Genomic DNA, 24,484 nt, shown 5'->3' with positions numbered 1-24,484 from the left:
GAACCCATGATCCCGCTGTCATACGCACAACGCCGCACCTGGTTCCTGCACCAGCTGGAAGGCGGCTCGGAGACCTGGAACATGACCGCGGCGTTCCGGCTGACCGGGGCGCTGGACCGGGACGCGCTGACCGCCGCGCTCGGCGACGTCGTCGAGCGGCACGAGATCCTGCGCACCGTCTACGTGACCGACGACGACGGCGAGCCCGGGGCGCGGATCCTGCCGATGCCGGAGGCGGCCGGCCAGGTGCGGGTCCCCGTCGTCGAGGCGACTTCCGAGACGGCCTCCGCCGCCGTCGACGCGGCCGTCGCCCACGTCTTCGACCTGGCGGCCGACATCCCGGTGCGGACGACCCTGGTGCGCTGCTCGCCGACTGAGCACGTGCTGGTCGTGGTCATCCACCACATCGCCTCCGACGGCAGCTCCAGCGCCCCGCTGGTCCGCGACCTGGCCGCCGCCTACAGCGCCCGCCTCGAAGGCCGCGCGCCGGAGTGGGAGCCGCTTCCCGCGCAGTACGGGGACTACACGCTCTGGCAGCGCGAGGTGCTCGGCGACCTCGCCGACCCGGACAGCCTCGGCGCGACCCAGATCGAGTACTGGCGTGAGCAGCTGGCCGGCGTGCCGCAGCCGTTGGACCTGCCCCTGGACCGCCCGCGCCCGGCGGAGGTGAGTTCGGACGGCGACACGGTCGGCTTCGAGGCGGCGCCGGAAGTGGCGGCGGCGCTGCAGAAGCTCGCCGCCGAGCGCGGCACGACCCTGTCGATGGTGCTGCACGCCGCCCTGGCCGTCCTGCTGAGCCGGCTCGGCGCCGGGCAGGACGTGCCGATCGGCACCCCGATCGCCGGGCGGACCGACGAGGCGCTGGCCGACCTGATCGGGTGCTTCGTCAACAACCTGGTGCTGCGGGTCGACCTGTCCGGCGACCCGGCCTTCGGCGAGGTGCTGTCCCGGGTGCGCGACACCTCGCTGGCCGCCTACGAGCACCAGGACGTGCCCTTCGACCTGCTGGTCGAGCAGCTCAACCCGGACCGGTCCGCCGCGTACCGGCCGCTGTTCCAGGTGATGCTGGGCCTGCAGAACCACGACGGCCAGAGCCTGCGACTGGCCGGTCTCGACGTGGAGTTCCAGCAGGCCCTCACCTCGACCACCCAGGTCGACCTGTACTTCAGCATGGTGCTGGACGGCACGGGGACGCTGCGCGGCGACGTCCAATACGCGACCCGGCTGTTCGACCGGGACACGGTCGAGGCCATGGCCGCCCGGTTCCTGCGGGTCCTGGAGCAGGTCTGCGCCGATCCGGGCCTGTGCGTCGCCGATGTCGACGTGCTGGTCGCGGGGGAGCGGGAACGGCTGCTGGTCGAGGTGAACGACACCGCCGAGCCGTCCTTGGACGGGGGCTGGGTGGCGGCGGTCGGCCGCCGCGTGCGCGCGGCGCCCGACGCCGTGGCCGTCATCAGCGACGAGGAGACGCTGACCTATCAGGACCTGGACACCCGGTCGAACCGGCTGGCGCACTGGCTCGTCGATCGCGGAGTGCGGCCCGAGACCCTGGTGGCCGTGTGCCTGCCGCGGACCGCGGAGCTGGTGGTCACGCTCATCGCGGTGCTGAAGGCCGGCGGTGCCTACGTCCCCGTCGACCCGGACCATCCTCGGTCCCGGACCGACTACGTCCTCGACCACGCCAAGCCCGTGCTGGTGCTGGACGAGGACACGCTGGAAGGCGCGGACGTGTCGAAGTACCCGCAGACGGCGCCCGACGTGGTGGCCCGGCCCGAGAACACCCAGTACGTCATCTACACCTCGGGTTCCACGGGGACTCCGAAGGGCGTGAATGTGCCGCGTGGCGCGCTCGCGAACTTCATCGCCGGCGCCCAGCGCCGGCTCCCGCTGACGCCGGCGGACCGGATGCTGTTCAGCACCACGCCGTCGTTCGACATGGCCAACACCGAGTTGTTCCTGCCGTTCGTCGCCGGCGCGACGATGGTGATCGCGGACAAGGACACCGTCACCGACCCGTCGGCCGTGGCGGCACTGATCCGGCGCCACGGGGTCACCGTGGTCCAGGCTGTACCCGCGTTCTGGCAGATGCTGCTGACCCGCGAACCGAACGCCGCCCAGGGCCTGCGGATCATCACCGGCGCCGAGGCCGTGCCGGTGCGGCTGGCCGAGGCCCTGGCCGAACAGGCCGCCGAGGCGGGCAACTGGTACGGCCCGACCGAGACCACGACCTGGTCGACCATGGCGCCGATCAAGGTGGGCGCCGGCACGCCGCCGATCGGGACGCCGATCGGGAACACCCAGGTGTATGTGCTCGACGCACGCCTGCGCCCGGTGCCGCGCGGTGTCCAGGGCGAGGTGTACATCGCCGGAGACGGCGTGGCGCGCGGCTACCAGGGCCGGCCGGACCTGACCGCCGAGCGGTTCGTGGCCTGCCCGTTCGGGCCGGCCGGCGCGCGGATGTACCGCACCGGCGACATGGCGCGGTGGAACCGCGGCGGTCAGCTGGAGTATGTCGCGCGCACCGACCACCAGGTGAAGGTGCGGGGTTACCGGATCGAGCTGGGCGAAATCGAGAACGTGCTGGCCGGGCATCCGGCGGTGGCGCAGGCCGCGGTCATCGTGCGGGAGAACCAGGACGGCGACAAGCGCATCGTGGGCTACTACGTGCCCAAGGCCGGCGCCGCCGACTCCGCTGACTCCGCCGGCGTGGACGTGGAGGTGCTCATGCAGCACCTGCGCGGACGGCTCCCGGAATACATGGTGCCCGTCTCGCTGATCTCGCTCGCGCAGATCCCGCTGAACCCGAACGGGAAGGTCGACCGGCGCGCGCTGCCTTCCGAGGACGCCGACGCCGGGGTGCTCCGGGAGCCGCGCAACGCCCACGAAGAGAAGCTGTGCGTCCTGTTCGGCGAACTGCTCGGCCGCGAGCGGATCGGTATCGACGACAACTTCTTCGCCCTCGGCGGACACTCGCTGCTCGCCACCCGGCTCAGCGTCCGCATCCGCAAGCAGTTCGACGTCGACATCCCGCTGCGGACCATCATCAAGTACCCCACGGTGGCCGAGCTGGCGGCGCTGGTGCTCATCGGCGGCATCCCCGTGCAGGACGCCGACCCGTTCGCCGTGGTGCTGCCGCTGAACGCCGACCCCGGCAACGGCAATCCGCCGCTGTGGTTCTTCCACGGAGGCGGCGGGCTGGGCTGGGCCTACTTCGGCTTCGTGCCGCACGTGCCGGACTGGCCGGCCTACTCCCTGCAATCCCGGGGCTCCGACGGGGTCACCCCGCTCGCCGGCTCGGTGCAGGAGATGGTCGAGGACTACATCGCGGAGATGCAGAAGATCCAGCCGGAGGGTCCTTACCATCTCATCGGCTGGTCCTACGGCGGCACCCTCGTGCAGGCCGTCGCGGCCGAGCTCGACCGGCGGGGGCAGGGCGTCGCGCTCGCGGCCATCCTGGACTCGCATCCCGGCGGGCAGGGGTTCACCAAGACCCACGCCGAGAAGCAGCTCTCGGACTACCGCCAGGAGCTGGAGGAGTTCTTCGGCCAGTACATCGGCACGGACAACCAGGTGGACTTCCTGGACACCATGGCGAAGGTCCTGGCCAACAACATGCGCTGCATGATGACCTTCGAGTCCCCGGTTTACAACGGCGACGTGCTGTTCTTCAGCGCCACGGACAAGGACGAGCTCTACGGGCACCTGTGGCGCCCCTACGTCCGGGGCTCCATCGAAGTGCACGACGTGCACGCCACCCACCACGAGATGAACATGCCGGCGCCGGTGGCCGAGGTCTTCGACGTGATCTGCCGCAAGCTGGCGGGGGAGTGACCATGGATCAGGACCGTGCCGTGCTGCTGTGCGTCCCGTTCGCGGGCGCCGGCCCGTCGTTCTTCCACCCGTGGCGGGCGCTGGCCGGCGACCGGTGGCGGGTGACGGCGGTCGAGCTCCCCGGCCGCGAGAAGCGGTTGCTGGAGGAGCCGTATCGGAACGTCGTGCAGGCCGCCGAGGACTCGGTCGACGCCGTCGCCGAGGACGTCGGCGGGGCACCGCGGGTCGTGCTGTTCGGGCACAGCCTCGGCGCGGTGCTCGCCTACGAGCTGGTGCACCTGCTCACCGTGCGCGGCGTTCCCGTCGAGCGGCTGGTCGTGAGCGGGTCACCGGGGCCGTGGACCCAGCGCGAGCGGCGCGCGTCCGGGCTTCCGGACGAGGAGTTCCTGGAGAGGGTCGAGGAGTTCGCCGGTTTCCGGCACGAGGCCCTCTACCACCCGGAGATGCGGGACCTGATCCTGCCGGTGCTCCAGGCCGACTGCGAGATGCACGAGAACTACGTCCCCAGCACCGACGAGCCGGTGACCGTGCCGATCTGCTCCCTGCGCGGCGCCTCGGACGGCCTGGTGAGCGCCGATCAGGCCCAGGAGTGGGTCAAGGCGACGACCGAGGGGTTCACCTACGTCGAGCTGCCCGGCGACCACATGTACCTGGTCGATTCGGCGCGAGAGGTCCTGGAGGTGATCGAGGCGGCGTCCGTGTCTGGTCCCTGATGACAGTTCTCTCCTGAGTAAAAGGTGGATGGTGGTGCAGGCGTGACAAGTACGGCTATCGCGGCCTCCGGGTTGCGGAAAGCGTTCGGAGACAAGGCCGTGCTCGACGGCATCGATTTCGAGGTGGCCTCCGGATCGGTGTTCTCCATGCTCGGCCCGAACGGGGCGGGCAAGACGACGACGGTGAACATCCTGGCGACGCTGATGAAGGCGGACGCCGGGACGGTCAGCGTCGCCGGGTTCGACGTGGTGACCCAGACTAAGAAGGTGCGCTCGGCCATCGGCGTGACCGGCCAGTTCGCCGCCGTGGACGAGCTGCTGACCGGCCGCGAGAACCTGCGGATGATGGCCGATCTGAAGCGGACCCCCGGCGCGGCCCGGGTCGTGGACGGGCTGCTGGAGCGGTTCGACCTGACCGAGGCCGCGGCCAAGCTGGTCTCGACCTACTCCGGCGGCATGCGCCGCAAGCTGGACCTGGCCATGACCCTGGTCGGCGACCCGGAGATCGTCTTCCTGGACGAGCCCACCACCGGCCTGGATCCGCGCAGCCGCCGCACGATGTGGGAGATCGTCCGCGAGCTGGTGGCCGGCGGCACCACCATCTTCCTCACCACGCAGTACCTGGAGGAGGCCGACCACCTCGCCGACCACGTCGCGGTCCTCGACCAGGGCCGCCTGGTCGCCCAGGGCACCCCGGCGGAGCTCAAGCGCCAGGTCGGCGGCACCCACGTCCGCCTCCGCTTCGCCACCCCCGCCGACCTCGACTCGGCCGCGCGCCTGTGGCCCGGCGCCACCCGCGACGAGGAGGAGCTGGCCCTGCGGGTGCCCAGCGACGGCCGTTCGCGGTCCCTGCGCGAGCTGCTCGACCGGCTCGACGAGGCCGGCCTCGACGCCGAGGAGTTCTCGGTCCACACCCCGGACCTGGACGACGTCTTCTTCGCCCTGACCGGGCACGCCGGCACGGAGGTCCTCGCATCATGAGCGCAGTCGCGAAAACGTTCGGCGATTCGGCGATCATGCTCCGCCGCAACTTCAAACACACGGCCCGCAACCCGGTCACGGTGTTCAACGCGATCCTGTTCCCGGTCGTGATGATGCTGATGTTCGTCTACATATTCGGCGGGGCCTTCAAAGTCTCCGGCGCCTACGTGGACTACGCGGTCCCCGGCCTGACGGTGATGGCCATCCACTACGGCATGGCGCCGACCGCCGCGGCGGTGAACGGCGACATGACGACCGGCGTCATCAACCGCTTCAAGGCCATGGACGTGGCCCGCGGCGCGGTCCTGGCAGGGCACGTGGTCGCCACCACGGTCCGCAGCCTGGTCGCCGACGCGGCCATCATCGGCGTCGGCTTCGCCATCGGCTTCCGCCCCCACGCCGACGCCCTCCAGTGGCTCGCCGCGATCGGCGTCATGACCCTGCTCGCCTTCGCGGTCACCTGGCTCACGGTGGCCGTCGGCCTCGCGGCCAAGACCGCGGAGAGCGCGGGCCTGGCCACCGTGCCGCTCATCATGCTGCCCTTCCTGAGCAGCGCGTTCGTGCCGGCCGCCACGATGAAGACCGGCGTGAAGCAGTTCGCGGAGTACCAGCCGTTCACGCCGATCATCGAGTCGATCCGCGGGTTCCTGACGGGGCATCCGTCGGCGAGCCATACGACGTCGGCGATCGCGTGGTGCGTGGGGTTCGTCGTGGTGGGCTACGTGTGGTCGATCTCGACGTTCAACAAGCGGGCTTGAGGTTCTGGAGCACGGCTGAGCCGCCGCGGTGATGGGATCACCGGGGCGGCTCGGTGTTGTCTCTGGTTCGGGGTGGGTTTTACGGCTTGATACGCCTTCGGCCATCATCCGCAGCTCCACGCTGCCGCCAGCCGCCAACGCACCCGGACACCACGGCCGAAGGTCGTATCAAGCCTTCAAGATCCACAGGTCGGCCGCCTCCACCGCCACCCTTCACCTTCACCGCCGCAACTCCAACGTGCAGCACTTCACACTGCCCCCCGACTTCAACATCTCCGTCAGCTCCACCCCGACCGGCTGGTACCCGCGCTCCCGCAGCTGCGCAGCCAGCCCGGTAGCCGCCTGCGGCAGCACCACGTTCACCCCATCCGACAACGCGTTCAGCCCGAACGCCGCGGCGTCAGCCTCCCCCGCGAGAATCGCGTCCGGAAACCGCTCCGCCAACTCCGCCCGGCTCCGCTGGGAGAACGCCCGCGGGTTGTACATGATCTCGCCGACGTCAAGCACCGCGAGCGCCGTGTCCAAGTGGTAGAACCGCGGGTCGACCAGCTCCAGGCTGACGACCGGATACCCGAAGAACTCCGCGACCTCCTCATGCGCCCGCAGGTCGCTGCGGAAGCCGCTGCCGGCCAGGATCTCGTGGCCGGTGAACAGGAAGTCGCCCTCGCCTTCGTTGATGAACTCGGCCTGCCGCACCGTGGACCATCCGCCGGTCGTGAACCACGCCTGGAAGGCCTCGGACTCGTCGACGCGCTGAGGGTGGCGGAACCTGGCCACCAGCACCTTGTTGTCGATGACGATGGCGCCGTTGGCGGCGAAGACCATGTCCGGCAGTCCCGGTTCGGGCTCGATCAGGTGGACGTCATGGCCGAGGGCGGCGAAGGTCTCGAACAGCAGCTTCCACTGGGACAGCGCCGTCTGGGTCGAGGTGGGCCGGTCGGGGTGCATCCAGGGGTTGATCGAGTAGGTGACGTCGAAGTACGTGGGGCGGCACATCAGGTAGCTGCGGGGTGTCGTGGACATGGTCATCAGCCCTTCTGGTCCTCGGGGAGCCGGGCCATCAGATCGGCGACCGCGCGCCGGCGCGTGCACTCCTGGGCGCCGAAGGAGCGGCGGACCCGGTCGCGGACGTCGGCGGGCTGCTCCTGGCTGAGCTTGAACATGCCCTCGGCGGCGGTGACGGTGACGCGGAACGCGCCGACGCCGGCGACGATCTCGCGGAAATAGCCGACCGACTCCGTCTGGTCCCAGCCGGCGCCGAAGCGGGCCTCGAACATGCGGGCCGTCGCGCGGACCACGGCCAGGGTCTCCTCGCCGGCCTCCAGCGTCTGCACCGTCCCGCGGACGTGGACCGAAGTGAAGTTCCACGTGGGTGCGGCCGGTGTCATCTCGTAGACCGTCGGCGAGACATATGCGTGCGGGCCGGTGAATGCCAGAAGGATGAGATCACCTGTGCGCAGTGATTTCCAGTGGGGATTCGCACGGTTCATGTGTCCGAGCAGGACGGTGCCCGGGGCGAGGTCGCCGAGTGTCTCGCCGGTGGCCGGATCGGGAATCACGGGCAGATGGGTGGCGAACGGCCCGGCCTCGTCGGTGCCGTTGGTCACCGCCAACGCCAGCGGATTGTCGCGGACCAGGTCGGCCATCCATGTGCCGCTTGGTTCGGCGTAATGGCTGGGAACATACACCTGAAATCACACCCCTCGGTGAAAAAGAATCCTGGTGGGATCCAGGAGTGGAGGTTAGCCACAGTCTCAGGGATATAGCCATGCATATCCGCGGCGGGGGAGACTCGTGGCGGCCGAGCGATGGTTTTGTCTCGCCGGCGGGACAGCGGAAAGGACATGAGGTGACTGAGCCGCAAGCCGCTCCTGTTAGCGCGCCGACGTCGCTTGTGCAAGAGGTCGCGGCCCTGTGGTCCGAACACCTTGACGGGTGCGAGGTCGGGGCCGACGACGACTTCTTCGGGCTCGGCGGCAACTCGCTGATCGGGATCAAGGTCATCGAGCGGATCTCCGAGGTCTACGGTGTCGAGCTGTCGGTGCGCTCCTTCTACCTGGCCCAGACGCCGGCCCGGGTCGCGGAGCTGATCGAGCGCGACAGGGCGCAGCGGTGAGGCTGGCCCCGGGCCCGGCGCGCGCCGTCGACCTCGATCGCGTCGACCTGTTCGACCTCGACCTCTACACCTCGGGCGACCCGCACCCGATCTGGGACGTGATGCGGGCCGAGGCGCCGCTGCACCACCAGGTCCTGCCCGACGGCCGCGAGTTCTGGTCGGTGACGCGCTACGACGACGTCTGCCGCGTCCTCGGCGACCACCGGGAGTTCACCTCCGAGCGCGGCACCGTGGTCACCCACCTCGGCGAGGACGACGTCGCCGCGGGCACGCTGATGACCTCCACCGACCCGCCGCGGCACACGCAGGTCCGCCGGGCGATCGGCACCAGACTCACGCCGCGCGCGGTGGCGTCCTGGGAGGAGACGATCCGGCGGTCCATCGTGCGCTTCCTGGAGCCCGCCCTCGACGGCGGTACCTGGGACCTCGCCGAGAAGGCCCTGCGGCTGCCGATGATCGTGGCCGGCCCGCTCATGGGGATCCCCGAACGGGACTGGGACGAACTCGTCCAGCTCACCGCCATGGTCACCGCCCCCTCCGACCCGCACTTCCAGCACGGCAGCCGGGAGGCGACACTGGCCATCTCGCACCACGAACTCGTCACCTACGTCCGCGACTGGGTCAAGGGCCGGCGTGCGGCCGGTGGCGACGGCACCGCAGACGGCAGCCTCCTCGACCACCTGATGTCCGTCCGCGCCGGGGACGCTCCGCTCACCGACGAGGAGATCGCCCTCGACGGCTACAGCCTGCTGCTCGGCGCCAACGTGACGACCCCGCACACCGTCTCCGGCACCGTTCTCACCCTCATCGAGCAGCCCGACCAGTTCGCCAAGGCCCAGGCCGATCCGACCCTGATGCCCTCCCTGGCGGAGGAAGCGCTGCGCTGGACCTCGGCGGCCTGCAACTTCATGCGCTACGCGACCGGCGACATCGAGATCGGCGGCGGCACCATCCCGGCCGGCGGCGCCACCGTGGCCTGGATCGGCTCGGCCAACCGGGACGCGACCCAGTTCCCCGACCCGCACCGGTTCGACGTCACCCGACGCGAGAACCGCCACGTCGCCTTCGGCTTCGGCCCGCACTACTGCATCGGCGCGCCGCTGGCCCGCATGACCCTGCGGATCTTCTTCACCGAGCTGCTCCAGCGCTTCGAGTCGATCGAGCTGGACGGCGAGCCGCAGCACCTGCGGTCCTACTTCATCGCCGGCATGACCCACCTGCCCGTCGTCGCCCGGAGGCGGAAGACACTATGACACCCGGTTCCGCCACGACCGCCCCAGGCACCGCCGCGTCCTCGCCGTGGCTGGTCCGGCCGTTGTCCACGGACCGCCCGGCACGCCTGTTCTGCTTCCCCTTCTCAGGCAGCGGCGCTTCGGCGTTCAGTGCCTGGCCCGCCGCGATCGGCGATGTCGAGGTCTGCCCGGTGCAGTTCCCCGGCCGCGAGAACCGCCTGGCCGAAGCCCACTACGGCACCTACGAGGACCTCGCCGCCGCTCTGGCCGAAGCCCTGGAACCGCACCTGGACCGGCCCTACGCCTTCTTCGGGCACTGCGCCGGCGCCCTGCCCGCCTACGAGGCCGCGGTCCTGCTCGCCGAGCGCGGACTGCCCCGGCCGGACCGCTTCTTCGTGTCCGGCCAGCCGGCCCCGCACGACGACGCCGGCGACCGGATGCTCACCATGTCCGAGCCCGAACTGCGCGGCGAGCTGGAGGCGTTCATCCGCGGCCGCGGGATCGAGCCCCGGCGGGACATGGTCGACGTCGGCCTGCACGTCCTGCTCCAGGACCAGGCCGCCGCTCGCGCCTACCGCCGCGCCGAGCCGGCCCCGCTGGGCTGCCCGATCGTCGTCCTGCACTGGCGCGACGACCCCGAAGTGAGCCTGGACCGGCTGCAGGGCTGGCGCCGCTACGCGGATTCGGTCGACTTCCAGGTCGTCGACGGCGGTCACTACGACTTCATGGCAGCGCCCGCAACGCTGCTGGGGGTGTTGGGGTTCGCATGAGTGGGGCCCTGGATGTCGCCGTCATCGGAATGTCGTGCCGCTTCCCCGGCGTCGCCGGCGTGGAAGAGTTCTGGCAGCTGCTGCGCGACGGCCGGACGACCGTCGGCCGGTTCCCCGAGCACCGGGAGGCGGGCGGCTGGAACCCCGCGCTCCATCCGGACGCCGCCACCCTGACCACGGGCTCGTTCTTCGAGTCCGTCGACGGGTTCGACGCCCGTTTCTTCGAGATCTCGCCCGCCGAGGCGGCCGCGATGGATCCCGTGCAGCGTCTGGGCCTGGAACTGGCCTGGGAAGCGGTCGAGGACGCCCGCCTGCCGGCCTCGGTGCTCGCCGGCCGTGCCGTCGACGTCCTGGTCGGCGCCGGGTCCTCCGGCTACGACATGCTGCGCAGGCTGTCCGGCAGCGACCGGGACGACCACTATGCGGCCCTCGGCTCGAGCGGGACGCTGATCGCCAACCGGATATCAGGCCTGTTCGATCTGCGCGGCATGAGCTTCTGTGCCGACTCCGGCCAGTCCTCCTCCCTGGTGGCCCTGGCCCTCGGCTGCGACCGGATCCGCGCCGGAGCAGCCGACATGGCGCTGGTCGGCGGCGTGCAGCTCATCGTCGATCCGGGGTCGGGCCTGGGCTTGGCGAACCTGGGCGCGCTCTCGCCCGACGGCCGCTGCTTCACCTTCGACGGGCGGGCCAGCGGATTCGTCCGCGGGGAAGGCGGCGGCTTCGTCCTGTTGAAGCGGCTCGACCACGCCGTCGCCGACGGCGACCACGTCTATACGACGATCCGCGGCTGGGCCGTCGGCAGCGGAGGCGCGTCCTCCCGGATGCCGGACCCCAGCTCCGAGGCGCAGGCGGCGACCCTGCTGTCCGCCCTGGAACGCGCGGGCGTCCCGTTCGAGGGGATCGACTACATCGAGGCCCACGGCACCGGGACCCGGCTCGGTGATCCGGCCGAGATCTCCGGCCTGCGCCGGGTGTTCCGCGAGACCGGCCGCAGCCGCCGCCTGACGGTCGGCTCGGTGAAGACGAACGTCGGGCATCTGGAACCGGCCGCGGGCATCGTCGGCCTGGTGAAGGCGGCCCTGTGTGTGGACCGTGCCGAGCTGGTGCCCAGCGTGAACTTCGAGTCTCCGAACCCTGCCATCCCCGGTTTCGAGACGGACTTCGAGGTCCCCGTGGCCGTGCGGCCGTGGCCGGGCACACCCGAGCGGCCCCGGCGGGCCGGGGTGGCGTCGTTCGGGATGGGCGGCACCAACGCGCACGTGATCCTCGAACAGGCACCGGACAAGCCCGCCGACCCCGGTTCCCCGGACACCATGCTGCCGTGGGTGTTGTCGGCGCGCTCGGAGGCGGCGCTGCGGGACCAGGCCGCGCGACTGCGGGACCTGGTCGCGGGGGACGGGTCGCCGTCCTGCGCCGACATCGCGTACTCGCTGGTGACGACCAGGTCGTCTTTCGAACACCGGGCTGTCGTGCTGAACGGCGACCGTGCCGAGCTGCTGGCCGGCCTGGACGCGGTCGCGGCCGGCGGACAGTCGGCCCTGGCCGTGCGGGGCACCGGCACGGGCCCGGCCGGACCGATCGTCTTCGTGTTCCCCGGCCAGGGATCGCAATGGGTCGGCATGGGACGGCGGCTCTATGCGGAATCAGAGGTCTTCGCGCGCGGGGTCGACGAGTGCGCGGACGCCTTGGCACCGTGGACGGACTGGTCCCTCGTGGACGTGGTGACCGGCGCGCCGACGGCCGCCTCGCTGGACCGGGTGGACGTGGTCCAGCCGGCCCTGTTCGCGGTGATGGTGTCCCTGGCCCGGGTCTGGCAGGCGCTGGGCGTGGTCCCCGACATCGTGGTGGGGCACTCGCAGGGCGAGATCGCCGCCGCGTGCGTGGCGGGCGCCCTCAGCCTCCAAGACGCGGCGCGCGTCGTCGCCGGACGCAGCCGGGCGCTGACCGAGCTGGCCGGCTCGGGCGGGATGAGCTCGGTGTCGGCGGACCCCGCTTGGGTCCGCGACCGCCTGGAGGCGTGGTCCGGGCGGCTGTCCGCGGCCGCGGTCAACGGCCCGGCGTCGGTGGTGGTCTCAGGGGACGACGAGGCCTTGGAGGAGTTCGCCGCGCAGGCGGAGCCGGACGGGGTCCGGGTCCGGCGGATCAAGGTGGACTACGCCTCGCACTCCCACCACGTCGAACGTATTCGTGAGCAGGTGCTCGCCATCGCCTCGGACGTCGTGCCCAGGGAGAGCGCTGTGGAGTTCCACAGCACCGTCACCGGCGCAGCGCTCGACACCCGCACGCTCGACGGCTCCTACTGGTACGACAATCTGCGCTCGACGGTGCGGTTCGGCGAGGTCATGGAACACCTGATGCGCGAGCGCGGCGGTGTGTTCGTGGAGGTGAGCCCACATCCGGTGCTTGCGGTCGCGATGGCGGAAACCGCCGACGCCCTGGCCTCCGAGCCCGTCATCGCGGACACCCTTCACCGGGACGACGGCAGCGCGCACGAGGTGCTGGCGTCCCTGGCCGAACTGCACGTCCGCGGCGTACCCGTGGACTGGGCAGCGGTGCTCCCCTCGGAACGGACCCGCCGGATCGCCCTGCCGACGTATCCGTTCCAACGACAGCGGTATTGGCTGACGGCACCCGACGACAGCGCTGCCGAAACCGGCCTCGCGGGCCCGGTGAAGCCGGCTTCGGAGTCGTCGGCCGTCGAGTTGGTGTGTGCCGAAGCGGCGGAGGTCCTGGCCAGGAAGGACAAGAGCCTGACCGCCGCCGACCTCGTGGCCCGGTCCACCGACACCTTCAAGGACCTGGGCTTCGACTCCTCGATGGCGGTGTTGCTCCGTAACCGCCTCACCAAAACGGTCGGAGTGCGGCTGTCGGCCACCGTCGCGTTCTCCTATCCCACTCCGCACACGCTCGGCCGCCACATCTTCTCCCTCCTCGAACCGGAGGCTCCCGAGCCCGTGCTGGAAGACCGCAGCGACGACGAAATCTATGCACTGATCGACCGCGGATACGTGTAGGAGGCCCTGGTGGAGGATGCCGACAAGCTCCGGTCATATCTGCGGCGCGCGGTCAGCGACGCGCAGGCGCTGCGCGAGCGGGTCCGCGAGCTGGAGGAGTCCACCCGCGAACCCGTCGCGGTCGTGGGCGTCGGCTGCCGTTTTCCCGGAGGCGCGACCTCCCCGGAACGACTGTGGGACCTGGTCTCCGGTGGCGTCGACGCCATCGGCGGGTTCCCGGTGGACCGCGGCTGGGACGTGGAGGGCCTCTACGACCCGGATCCCGATGCGCGCGGCAAGACGAGCACCCGGTCCGGCGGGTTCCTGCCGGATCTCGCCGATTTCGACGCGGCGTTCTTCGGGATCAGCCCGCGCGAGGCGCTCGCGATGGACCCGCAGCAGCGCCTGATGCTGGAGACGTCGTGGGAGGCGCTGGAGCGCGCGGGCATCGACCCGGCCGGGCTGCGCGGCACCCCGACCGGCGTGTTCACCGGCGTCTACGGGGTCGACTACGGCCCCCGGCTGGGCCTCGGCGGCGCGGACGGCCCGGACGTGGAGGGCTTCGGCATCGTCGGGACCTACACCAGCGTGGCCTCGGGGCGGGTGGCCTATGTGCTGGGCCTGGAGGGCCCGGCGGTGTCGGTGGACACCGCGTGTTCGTCGTCGCTGGTCGCCGTGCACCAGGCCGTGCGGTCCCTGCGGTCCGGGGAGTGCACGCTGGCCCTGGCCGGCGGCGTGTCGGCGATTCCGTCGCCGGGGCTGTTCGTGGAGGTCGCCCGCCAGCGGGGCCTGGCCGCCGACGGCCGGTGCAAGGCGTTCGCCGAGGCCGCCGACGGCACCGGCTGGGGCGAAGGCGCCGGGGTCCTGGTCCTGGAACGGCTGGCGGACGCGCGGCGCAACGGCCGGCGGATCTGGGCGGTGATCCGGGGTTCGGCGATCAACCAGGACGGCGCGTCGAACGGGCTGACCGCCCCCAACGGCCGAGCGCAGGAGCGCGTCATCCGGGCCGCGGTGGCCGACGCGGGCCTGGTGCTCGGCGACGTGGACGCGGTGGAGGCGCACGGCACCGGAACGGTGCTCGGCGACCCCATCGAAGCCGACGCGCTGCTGGCGACCTACGGGCAGGGCCGGGATCCGGACAGCCCGCTGTGGCTGGGGTCGCTGAAGTCGAACATCGGCCACACCCAGGCCGCGGCCGGGGTCGGCGGCATCATCAAGATGGTCATGGCCATGCGGCACGGGACGCTGCCCCGGACCCTGCACGCGGACCGGCCGACGAAGCACGTCGACTGGTCCTCGGGCGCGGTCGAGCTGCTGACCGAGGCCCGGCCCTGGCCGGTCGCGCCGGGCCGCCCGCGCCGCGCCGGCGTGTCGTCGTTCGGGGTCAGCGGCACCAACGCGCACCTCATCCTCGAACAGGCCCCTGAGGAGCCGGCGACCGCGGTGGGCGCCGAGACCGGTGCCGCCGCCGAGACCGTGCCGTTGCCGCCAGTGCCGCCAGTGCCGCCGGTGCCGCCAGTGCCGCCGGTGCCCTGGGTGGTGTCCGGCCGGACCCCGGAAGCGGCGCGAGCCCAGGCAGTACGGCTGCGGGACGCCGTGGCCGCCGACCCGGACCTGGCGGTCGCCGACGTGGGCCACGCCCTGATCGCGACCCGCTCGCTGTTCGAACACCGACGCGTCGTGGTCGGCTCGGAGCGGGAGGAACTGCTCGCGGGCCTGGACGCCCTCACCTCAGAGGACGACTTCCTCATCGGCGCGGTTCCCGGTGTCGTCTCCGGGACCGCCGGTCCGGTCGGCAAGACGGTGTTCGTGTTCCCCGGCCAGGGCTGGCAGTGGGTGGGCATGGGCCGGGAGCTGTGGGAGACCTGCCCGGAGTTCGCCGACGAGATGCGCGCGTGTGCGGACGACTTGGCGCCGTGGGTGTCCTGGTCCCTGATCGACACCGTGTGCGGCGGACCGGAGGCGGCCGATCTGGACCGCATCGACGTCGTCCAACCCGTGCTGTTCGCGATGATGGTGTCGCTCGCACAGGTGTGGCGCTCGCTGGGGGTGACCCCTGACGCGGTGGTCGGACACTCCCAGGGCGAGATCGCAGCGGCCTGCGTCGCCGGCGCCCTGACGCGGGCCGACGCGGCCAAGATCGTGGCCCTGCGCTCGCGGCTGCTGGCCACCGCCGCCCCGGACGGCGGCATGGCCGGGATCGTGATGTCCGAACAGCGGGTCCGGGAGCTGATGGAACAGCTGGGCTCCGAGGCCGCGATCGCCGCGGTCAACGGCCCGAGCTCGACGACGGTCTCCGGGTCGGCGGTCGCGGTCAAGGAGCTGGTCACGGCCTGTGAGCTCGAGGGTGTCCGCGCGCGCCTGATCCCCGCGTCCATCCCTGGACACTCGCCGCTCATGGACCAGTTCCGGGAACCGCTGCGGGAGGCGCTGGGGACGATCACTCCTGCGTCCGCTCCCGTCGCGTTCTTCTCGACGGTGACCGGCGGGCTGCTCGACACCGCGCGGCTGGACGCCGATTACTGGTTCCGCAACCTCCGCGAGCCGGTCCGGTTCCAGGACACGCTGCGCAGCCTGCTCGACGCGGGACACGGCGCCTTCGTGGAGGTCAGCCCGCACCCGCTGCTCATGTTCACCGTCCAGGAGATGCTCGACACGACGCCGGGCGCGGCCGGGGTCGCGGTCGGATCGCTGCGGCGCGGCGACGGCTCGCTGGCGCGGATGTATCGATCGGCGGCTGAGGCCTTCGTGGCGGGCGTCGCGGTGGACTGGGACAGGGTGTTCCCGGGCCGTCGGCACGGCCGCTGGGCCGAGCTGCCCACTTACGCCTTCCAACGGCAGCGGTTCTGGCTGGACACGCCGTCCGACAACACCGTGCGCGACGCGCCGTCGCACCACGATTCGCTGTTCCGAGTGGACTGGGTCCCCTTGGAGGTCTCCTCCGCGCCGACGGCGGACGAAGGCGAAGCCGTCGTCTTCGACCTCGAAGGACTCGCCGGGCCGGAACAGGCCCTGCCTCCGGTGCTGCGGCGGGTCCAGGAATGGCTCGCGGACGGACGAGTGTCCGGCCAGCGCCTGGTGATCGTGACGCCGGAGCCCGCGGTGTGGGGCTTCGTCCGCAGCGCCCAGACCGAGAACCCGGGCCGGTTCGTGCTCGTGGACACGGACGACCACCCCGCCTCGCGCGCCCGCCTCCAGGCCGCCGTCGCGTCCGGGGAGCCCCAGCTCAGGATCCGGGCCGGGGCCGTGACGATCCCGCAGCTGGCCCGGGTCGCCGGTCCGCGTCCCGGCCGCCGGTCCGGCCTCGGAACCGGAACCGTGCTGATCACCGGCGGCACCGGTGCGCTGGGAGCGTTGCTGGCGCGCCATCTCGTGCGACGGCACGGCGTGCGCCGCCTGGTGCTGACCGGCCGCCGCGGCCCCGCGGCCCCGGCGGCGGCCGCGCTGCTGGAGGAGCTGACCGGGGCCGGAGCACACGTCGAGATCGTGGCCTGTGACGTCACGAAACGGGAACCCGTCGCCGAACTGCTCGGCGCGGTGCCCCCCGAGTATCCGCTGACCGCGGTGATCCACTGCGCCGCCGCCCTCGACGACGGGGTCGTCGAGGCGCTGACCGAGGACCGTCTGGAGCGGGTGCTGGCGCCGAAGGTGCACGGCGCCCGGCACCTGCACGAGCTGACCAAGGACCTGGACCTGACCGCGTTCGTGCTCTTCTCCTCGGTCGCCGGCGTGCTCGGGACCGCCGGACAGGCCAACTACGCCGCGGCCAACGCGTTCCTCGACGGGCTGGCGCAGGCTCGCCACGCCGAGGGGCTGCCCGCGCAATCGCTGTGCTGGGGCTTCTGGGCCGAGCGCGGCGAGCTGGTCGCCGGACTCGCTGAGGCGGATCTCCAGCGCCTGCGGCGGCAGGGCATCGCGGCGCTGGCGTCGCGGGAGGGCCTGGCGCTGTTCGACGCGGCGATCACGCTGAACGAGCCGGTCCTGATGCCCGCGCGGTTGAGCCTGTCCGATGTCGGGCCCGCGCGCTCGCCGCTCCTTCGAGCCCTGATCGGATCATCTGCCACTGCCACTGCCACTGCCACTGCCACCGCAACCGGCAACGGGTTCGCGGACCGTGTCAGATCGCTGCCGCCCGCCGACGCCGAGGCCGCGTTGCTCGACGCCGTCCGGGCCCAGACCGCGCACGTCCTCGGCCACGCCGACGGAGCGGCCGTCGACCCCGCCGTGGCCTTCCTGCATCTGGGCATCGACTCGCTGATGGCGCTCGAGCTGCGCAACAAGCTGGCCGAGGCCACCGGTCTGAAGCTGCCCGCCACGCTCGTGTTCGACCACCCGACTCCGGGCGCTGTCGCCCGGTTCCTGAACGACGGTCTCGGCTCCGCCTCCAACCCCGACCCGGAGGACGGGCCGTCGTCTCCGGCCGCCCTGCTCGTCAAGGAGGTCGAAGACCTGGACGCCCGGCTGCGGGACGCCTCCGGCGTCCTCACCGACGAGGACAAGCATGCCCTCTTCGCGCTTCTGGGCCGTCTGCAGAACCGGATCCGCCCCATGGCGGGTGACGGCGCACCGGCCGGGATCGTCGACCAGATCAGCTCGGCGTCCGCCGGGGAGCTGTTCGCGCTGTTGGACAAAGAGCTCGGCTAGGGGAGAGAGCGATGACCATCGACGACAAGGCCGAAGTCCTCGGCTACCTCAAGCGGACCTCGATCGAGCTGATCGAGACACGCCGGCGCCTGGAGGAGTTGTCCGAGGCCGCCACCGAGCCGATCGCGGTGGTCGGCATCGGCTGCCGCTACCCGGGGGGCGCGACGTCGCCGGAGGCGCTGTGGGACCTCGTCGCCTCGGGCGGGGACGCGGTGGCGGACTTCCCGCAGGACCGCTACTGGGACCTGGACGGCATGTACGACCCGGACCCGGACCGCCCGAACAGCTGTTACACCCGCTCCGGCGGGTTCCTGCCCGACGCGGGGGACTTCGACGCCGAGTTCTTCGGGATCAACCCGCGCGAGGCGCTCGCCGCCGACCCGCAGCACCGGCTGCTGCTGGAGACCTCGTGGGAGGCCCTGGAGCGCGCCGGGATCAACCCCCACACGCTGCACGGCAGCGCCACCGGCGTCTTCGCGGGCATCGCCTACTTCGGCTACGGGAACTTCTTCGGCACGCCCGAAGTGATCTCCGGCTACGGACAGACCGGCTCCCTGCTGAGCGTGGCCTCGGGCCGGGTGGCGTATGCGCTGGGCCTTTCGGGCCCGGCGGTGTCCACCGACACGGCGTGTTCGTCGTCGCTGGTCGCCGTCCACCAAGCGGTGCAGTCGCTGCGCCAGGGCGAATGCTCGCTGGCCCTGGCGGGCGGCGTCACGGTCATGGCGACGGCGCAGGTGCTCCGCGAGACCTCGCGGCAGCGGGGCCTGGCCCCCGACGGCCGGTGCAAGGCGTTCGCCGACGCGGCGGACGGCACCGGCTTCTCCGAAGGCGTCGGCGTGCTGGTGTTGGAGCGCCTGTCCGACGCTCTGCGCGGCGACAGGCGGATCTGGGCGGTCATCCGCGGTTCGGCGATCAACCAGGACGGGGCGTCCAACGGGCTGACCGCGCCCAACGGCCTGGCGCAGCAGCGGGTGATCCGCGCGGCGCTCGCGAACGCCCGGGTGCGCGCCGGCGACGTGGACGTGGTGGAGGCACATGGCACCGGCACGACGCTGGGCGACCCGATCGAGGCCGAGGCGCTGCTGGCGACCTACGGCCGGGAGCGCGATCCGGACAGCCCGCTGTGGCTGGGGTCGCTGAAGTCGAACATCGGCCACACCCAGGCCGCGGCCGGGGTCGGCGGCATCATCAAGATGGTCATGGCGCTGCGGAACGAGGTCATGCCGCGGACGCTGCATGTCGATCGCCCCACGAAGCACGTGGACTGGTCCTCCGGCGCGGTGGAACTGCTGACCGAGGCCCGGTCGTGGAAGACCGCGCCCGGACGTCCTCGTCGCGCCGCCGTTTCGGCGTTCGGGGCGAGCGGCACCAACGCTCACCTGATCCTCGAACAGGCCCCTGAGCCGGAACCCGCACCCGAGGACCAGACGGTGCCCGGCGTCGCGGGCGGCTGGGTTCCGTGGGTTCTGTCGGCACGCTCGGAAGCGGCGCTCCGCGAACAGGCGGAGCGGCTCCGTACCTTCGCCGAAGCCGACCCGGCCTTGGACGTCGCCGCCGCCGGCTGGTCCCTGCTGTCGAGCAGGTCGTCCTTCGATCACCGCGCGGTGGTGCTGGGCCCGGACCGGGACTCGCTGCTGAGCGGCCTGCTGTCGCTGCGCGACGGTGAGGAGTCCACCGGGGTCGTGCGCGGCGTCGTCGCGGAGCTCGGCAGCGCGGTCTTCATGTTCCCGGGCCAGGGAACGCAGTGGGCCGGCAAAGCGCGGGAGCTGTATGACGCGTTCCCCGTCTTCGCCGCCGCCCTCGACGAGATCTGCGAACACTTCGCCGCCCATCTCCGCTTCGACCTCGAGGCCCTGCTCCTCGCCGCCGAACCGGCGGACCACCTGGCCGGCCGCACCGATGTCGCCCAACCGGCGCTGTTCGCGCTGGAGGTCGCCTCGTACCGCCTGCTGGAGCAGCTGTGCGGGACGCCGAAACGCCTGATCGGCCACTCCGTCGGCGAGATCGCCGCCGCCCACGTCGCCGGAGCCCTCGGCCTGGCCGACGCGACCCGGCTGGTGGCCGCCCGCGGACGCGTCATGCAGACCGTCGGCGAACCGGGCGCCATGCTCGCGGTCCGTGCTTCGGAAGCCGATGTCAGCGCTCTGCTCGCCGCCGCCGGACGAGTCGGCCTCGCCGCGGTCAACGGCCCCGAGTCGGTGGTGGTCTCCGGTCTGCGCCGGGACGTGCTTGCGCTCCGTGACCAGCTCCTGGCCGCCGGCACGTCGGCGAAGACGCTCGAAGTCGACCACGCCTTCCACTCGCCCCTCATGGATCCGGTCCTGGACGAGTTCGAGGAGGCCGTCGGCACCCTGACCGCCGGACGCGTGACCATCCCGGTCATCTCCACCCGGACGGGCCGCGAGGCCACGCTGGAGGAACTGACGTCCCCAGCACACTGGGCACGCCACGTCCGCGAACCCGTCCGCTTCTTCGACGCCGTCGAGCACGCCCGCGCCGCCGGTGCCGGGATCTTCCTCGAAGTGGGCCCGGGCGCGACGCTGACGGGCCTCACCAAGGAAGCGTTCGCGAGCGTCGGGGCGGCCGACGCCGTGGTCCTGTCCGCGTCCCGGAAGGACCGCGGCCCGGCGGCGCTCGTCAGCGCCCTCGCCGAGCTGCACGTCCGAGGCGGAAAGGTCGACTGGTCCGCGCTGTTCGACAACCGGCGGCGGATAGACCTGCCCACGTATGCGTTCCAGCGGCAGCGCTACTGGCTGGACTTCCAGTCCGGAGCAGGAGCCGCGGACATGGCCTCCGCGGGATTGTCGGCCGCGGAACACCCGCTGCTGGGCGCCGTGGTGGACCATCCCGGCGGCGGCGAAACGGTGTTCACCGGCCTGTGGTCGTTGCGGAAGCAGGACTGGCTGGCCGACCACGCCGTCTTCGGCGCGGCCGTCATACCGGCCACCGCCTACCTGGACCTGGCTCTGTGGGTGGGCGAGCACGTCGGCTGTGAGACGGTCGACGAACTCTCCCTCGAAGTCCCCCTCGCCCTCTCCGGCGACATGCAGGTCCAGGTCGTCGTCGGCGCGCCGGACGAGACAGGGCGCCGCCCCCTGGACGTCTACTCGCGGCCCGGCGACGACGCCTGGACCCGCCATGCGACGGGCACTCTCGCGCCGCGAGCGGGACTGACGGTCGAGCCGAGCCGGGCAGAGTGGCCCCCGTCCGGGGCCGAACAGGTCGACATCACCGAGCTCTACGACATCTTCGCGGACGCGGGCTTCGTCTACGGCCCGGCTTTCCTCGGGCTGCAAGAGGTATGGCGGTACGGCGACGACGTCTTCGCGCTGGCCACCCTGCCGCCGACCGCGGACGACGGCGGGTTCGCGCTGCATCCGGCGCTGCTGGACGCGGCCCTGCACGCGGTGGTCGCCGCCGGCGTCCTCGACGTGAAGGACGGCCGGGCCTGGATGCCCTTCTCCTGGTCCGGAGCCGAACTGGCCGGGGACTGCGGTCCCACCATCCGGGTCCGGATCAGCCCGGCCGGTGAAGACGCCGTGGCCGTGGCGGTCACCGACGACCACGGCCGCGCGATCGCCCGCATCGAGGCGCTGACCTTCCGGCCCGCGAGCGCCGAGCCCGGGCGGAAGCGGTCGCTGTTCGAACTCGAATGGCGACCGGTCGAGCCGTCCGGAACCTCCGGCGGAACGTGGGCGGTGGCCGGGGCGATGGACGATGTCCTCTCCGAACCGCCTCGCCACGTCGTCCTGCGGCTGGACGACGTCATCGAAGCCGACGCCGAGCCACCCGCCCTGATCAGCGCCACGGACAAGCTCGTGCTGGGCTGGGTCCAGCGCTTCCTCGCCGAGGAGGCGCTCGCCGGCTCCACGCTCGTGGTCTGCACCCGCCTGGCCGTCGACACCGGTGCCGGGACGTCCGTCGAAAGCCTCCCGGGCGCCTCCGTCTGGGGCCTGATCCGCTCCGCCCAGACCGAACACCCCGGCCGGTTCCGCCTCATCGACCTCGACGACGCCTCCGCTCCCCGCCTCGCCGACGCCCTCGCTGTGGACGCGCCCCAGCTGGCCATGCGAGAAGGCACCTGTCTGGCGCCCGTGATGGCTCCCGCAGCCCCGGTCCAGCATCAGATCGAGCCGCCGGCCGCCGGCGCGCATCGCCTGGGCATCCCGGACAAGGGCACGCTGGAGAACCTCACCTGGGTCCCGAGCCCCGAGGCGGAGGCGCCGCTGACCAGCGGGCAGGTCCGCATCGCCGTGCACGCCGCCGGGCTCAACTTCCGCGACGTCACGATCGCCCTGGGCCTGGTCGACCGCACGGCCATCGACGCCGAGATCGGCAGCGAGGGCGCCGGCGTCGTGCTGGAGGTCGCGGACGACGTCACCGGCCTGGCCCCCGGGGACCGCGTGACCGGCATCTTCTCCGGTGCCTTCGGCCCGGTGGCCGTGGCGGACCACCGCCTGCTCATGCCCATCCCCGACGCGTGGAGCTACGCCGAAGCCGCCTCCATGCCCGGCGTCTTCCTCACCGCCTACTATGCGCTCTTCCACATCACCAAGCTCGCCAAGGGACAGCGGATCCTCATCCACGCCGCGGCCGGCGGCGTCGGGATGGCCGCCGTGCAGCTCGCACAGCACGTCGGCGCCGAGGTCTACGGCACCGCCAGCCCCGGCAAGTGGCCGGTTCTGCGCGACCTGGGCCTGGACGACGCGCACCTGGCCTCCTCGCGGGACCTGGACTTCGCCGGCAAGTTCCGGGCCTCCACGGACGGCCACGGCGTGGACGTCGTCCTGAACTCCCTCGCGCACGACTTCGTCGACGCCTCGCTGAGCCTGCTGACCGGCGGCGGTGCCTTCGTGGAGATGGGCAAGACGGACATCCGCGATCCCGCCGAGGTCGCGGCCGCGCACGCCGGCGTCGTCTACGAGGCCTTCGACCTCTACGAGGCGGGCCCGGAACTGATCCACGAGATGTTCCGGACCGTCATGGAGCTGTTCGCCGACGGCCACCTGCACCTGAACCCGGTCTCCGTCCGCCACGTCCGCGACGCCCGTAAGGCGTTCCGCGAGATGAGTCAGGGCCGCCACGTCGGCAAGATCGTCTTCGAACTCGGCGACGCGTTCGGCGGCGGGACAGTACTGGTCACCGGTGGGACCGGGGGAGTGGGCTCGCTCGTGGCGCGGCATCTGGTCACCGAACGCGGCGTGCGCTCCCTGGTGCTCGCGAGCCGCCGGGGCATGGCGGCCGACGGTGCCGCCGAACTGGTGGCGGATCTGGAGCGGGCCGGCGCGCGGGTGACCGTCGCCGCCTGCGACGTGGCCGACCGGGAGTCCGTCGCGGATCTGCTCGACGACCTGCCGCCCGGATTCCCGCTGACCGCCGTCGTGCACGCGGCCGGCACGCTCGCCGACGGCACCGTCGAGTCGCTGACCCCTGAGAGCTTCGACCGGGTGCTGGAGGCCAAGGTCGGCGGCGCGGTCGTCCTGCACGAGCTGACCCGCGGCCGGCCCCTGTCGGCGTTCGTGCTGTTCTCCGCGCTGGCCGGCACGCTCGGCACCGGAGGACAGGCGAACTACGCCGCGGCGAACGGCTTCCTCGACGGCCTCGCGGCCCGGCGCCGGGCCGCGGGCCTGGTCGGCACCTCGCTGTGCTGGGGCTGGTGGGAGCAGCGCAGCGGGATGACCTCGAACCTCGACGAGACCGACTTCGCGCGGGTCCGGCGCCTCGGCGTCGAGGCGATGCCGAACGCCGAGGCGCTGGCCCTGTTCGACGCGGCGTGCGCGCTCGACAAGCCGGTTCTCGTCCCCGCGCGCCTGGACCTGTCCGCGCTGCGGAACCGAGCCGCGGAGGACGTGCCGCTGCTGCTGCGCGACCTCGTCCACGGCGGCCGTCCGGCCCGGGGCCGAGCGGCGACGGCCGGTCGCGGCGGCGCCGCGGGACTGCTCGCGCGGGTGGCCGCCCTGCCGGACGCGGAAGCGGAGACGGCCGTGGTGGACTGGGTCCGCGACCAGGTCGCCATCGTGCTCGGCCATCCGTCCGGCGCCGCGGTCGACGCCGACCAGCCGTTCACGAACCTCGGGTTCGACTCGCTGACCTCCGTCGAACTCGGCAACCGGCTGGCCTCGGCGACCGGCCTGCGCCTGCCGTCCACGCTCGTGTTCAGCTATCCCACGCCGCGCCGGCTGGGCGGGCACGTCCTCGGCCTGCTGCGCCCGGCCCCGGACCCGGCCGCCGCCGAGGACGCGCGGATCCGTGAGGTGCTGCGCACCGTCCCCATCGACCGGCTCCGGGCCGCGGGCGTCCTGGACCTGGTCCTGGCCTGCGCCGAGGCGGCCACCCCGGCGGCCGGCGGACCGATGCCGCAGGCGGCCGGCTCCGACACCGCCGAACTCGCGGACCTGGACTTGGAAGCACTCGTCGACCTGGCTCTGGATGAGGGAAGTAAGTGA

Annotated in this window: 12 protein-coding genes; 10 read left to right on the top strand and 2 right to left on the bottom strand. The window is 72.1% G+C overall.

The window, feature by feature from the left end; translation table 11 throughout:
* Window positions 1-6 precede the first annotated feature (6 nt).
* From ABD466_RS26910 to ABD466_RS26895, 4 genes are read left to right on the top strand one after another with little or no spacing between them, the layout of a single operon-like run.
* On the top strand, window positions 7-3,831 hold the full coding sequence (locus ABD466_RS26910; RefSeq protein WP_344659968.1) for an amino acid adenylation domain-containing protein: 3,825 nt from the start codon (window positions 7-9) through the stop codon (window positions 3,829-3,831).
* Between the two features lie 2 nt (window positions 3,832-3,833).
* Window positions 3,834-4,544: a thioesterase II family protein gene (locus ABD466_RS26905; protein ID WP_344659967.1), complete on the top strand. Its 711-nt coding sequence runs from the start codon at window positions 3,834-3,836 to the stop codon at window positions 4,542-4,544.
* A 42-nt stretch (window positions 4,545-4,586) separates the two neighbouring features.
* Window positions 4,587-5,525: an ATP-binding cassette domain-containing protein gene (locus ABD466_RS26900; RefSeq protein ID WP_344659966.1), complete on the top strand. Its 939-nt coding sequence runs from the start codon at window positions 4,587-4,589 to the stop codon at window positions 5,523-5,525.
* Entirely contained in the window at window positions 5,522-6,283 is a 762-nt protein-coding gene (locus ABD466_RS26895; RefSeq protein WP_344659965.1) for an ABC transporter permease, read from the top strand. The genes ABD466_RS26900 and ABD466_RS26895 overlap by 4 nt, the downstream gene beginning before the upstream one ends.
* A 219-nt stretch (window positions 6,284-6,502) precedes the next feature.
* On the opposite strand, the gene ddaH is transcribed toward ABD466_RS26895, so the two are convergent.
* Window positions 6,503-7,312, bottom strand: a complete 810-nt coding sequence (gene ddaH, locus ABD466_RS26890; protein ID WP_344659964.1) for a dimethylargininase — start codon at window positions 7,310-7,312, stop codon at window positions 6,503-6,505.
* Window positions 7,312-7,971 (bottom strand): FMN-binding negative transcriptional regulator, encoded by a 660-nt coding sequence (locus ABD466_RS26885; RefSeq protein ID WP_344659963.1) that lies wholly within the window; start codon window positions 7,969-7,971, stop codon window positions 7,312-7,314. The genes ddaH and ABD466_RS26885 overlap by 1 nt, the downstream gene beginning before the upstream one ends.
* Before the next feature lie 161 nt (window positions 7,972-8,132).
* Here ABD466_RS26885 and ABD466_RS26880 point away from each other — a divergent pair, with 161 nt between their 5' ends.
* The 6 genes from ABD466_RS26880 to ABD466_RS26855 are packed head-to-tail and all read left to right on the top strand — an operon-like array spanning window position 8,133 to window position 24,484.
* Complete coding sequence (locus tag ABD466_RS26880; RefSeq protein ID WP_344659962.1) at window positions 8,133-8,399, top strand: phosphopantetheine-binding protein; 267 nt, start codon at window positions 8,133-8,135, stop codon at window positions 8,397-8,399.
* Entirely contained in the window at window positions 8,396-9,652 is a 1,257-nt protein-coding gene (locus ABD466_RS26875) for a cytochrome P450 (RefSeq protein WP_344659961.1), read from the top strand. Before ABD466_RS26880 ends, ABD466_RS26875 begins: the two co-directional genes overlap by 4 nt.
* Complete coding sequence (locus tag ABD466_RS26870; RefSeq protein ID WP_344659960.1) at window positions 9,649-10,401, top strand: thioesterase II family protein; 753 nt, start codon at window positions 9,649-9,651, stop codon at window positions 10,399-10,401. The genes ABD466_RS26875 and ABD466_RS26870 overlap by 4 nt, the downstream gene beginning before the upstream one ends.
* Window positions 10,398-13,415 carry a type I polyketide synthase gene (locus tag ABD466_RS26865; RefSeq protein WP_344659959.1) on the top strand — a complete coding sequence of 1,006 codons (3,018 nt, stop codon included), beginning with the start codon at window positions 10,398-10,400 and terminating at the stop codon, window positions 13,413-13,415. The genes ABD466_RS26870 and ABD466_RS26865 overlap by 4 nt, the downstream gene beginning before the upstream one ends.
* 9 nt (window positions 13,416-13,424) lie before the next feature.
* Complete coding sequence (locus ABD466_RS26860) at window positions 13,425-18,038, top strand: SDR family NAD(P)-dependent oxidoreductase (RefSeq protein ID WP_344659958.1); 4,614 nt, start codon at window positions 13,425-13,427, stop codon at window positions 18,036-18,038.
* Between the two features lie 11 nt (window positions 18,039-18,049).
* Complete coding sequence (locus tag ABD466_RS26855) at window positions 18,050-24,484, top strand: type I polyketide synthase (RefSeq protein WP_344659957.1); 6,435 nt, start codon at window positions 18,050-18,052, stop codon at window positions 24,482-24,484.

It is taken from the genome of Catenulispora subtropica (genome assembly GCF_039531675.1).
Lineage (GTDB): Bacteria > Actinomycetota > Actinomycetes > Streptomycetales > Catenulisporaceae > Catenulispora > Catenulispora subtropica.
This window is presented reverse-complemented; position numbering and strand designations above follow the sequence as displayed.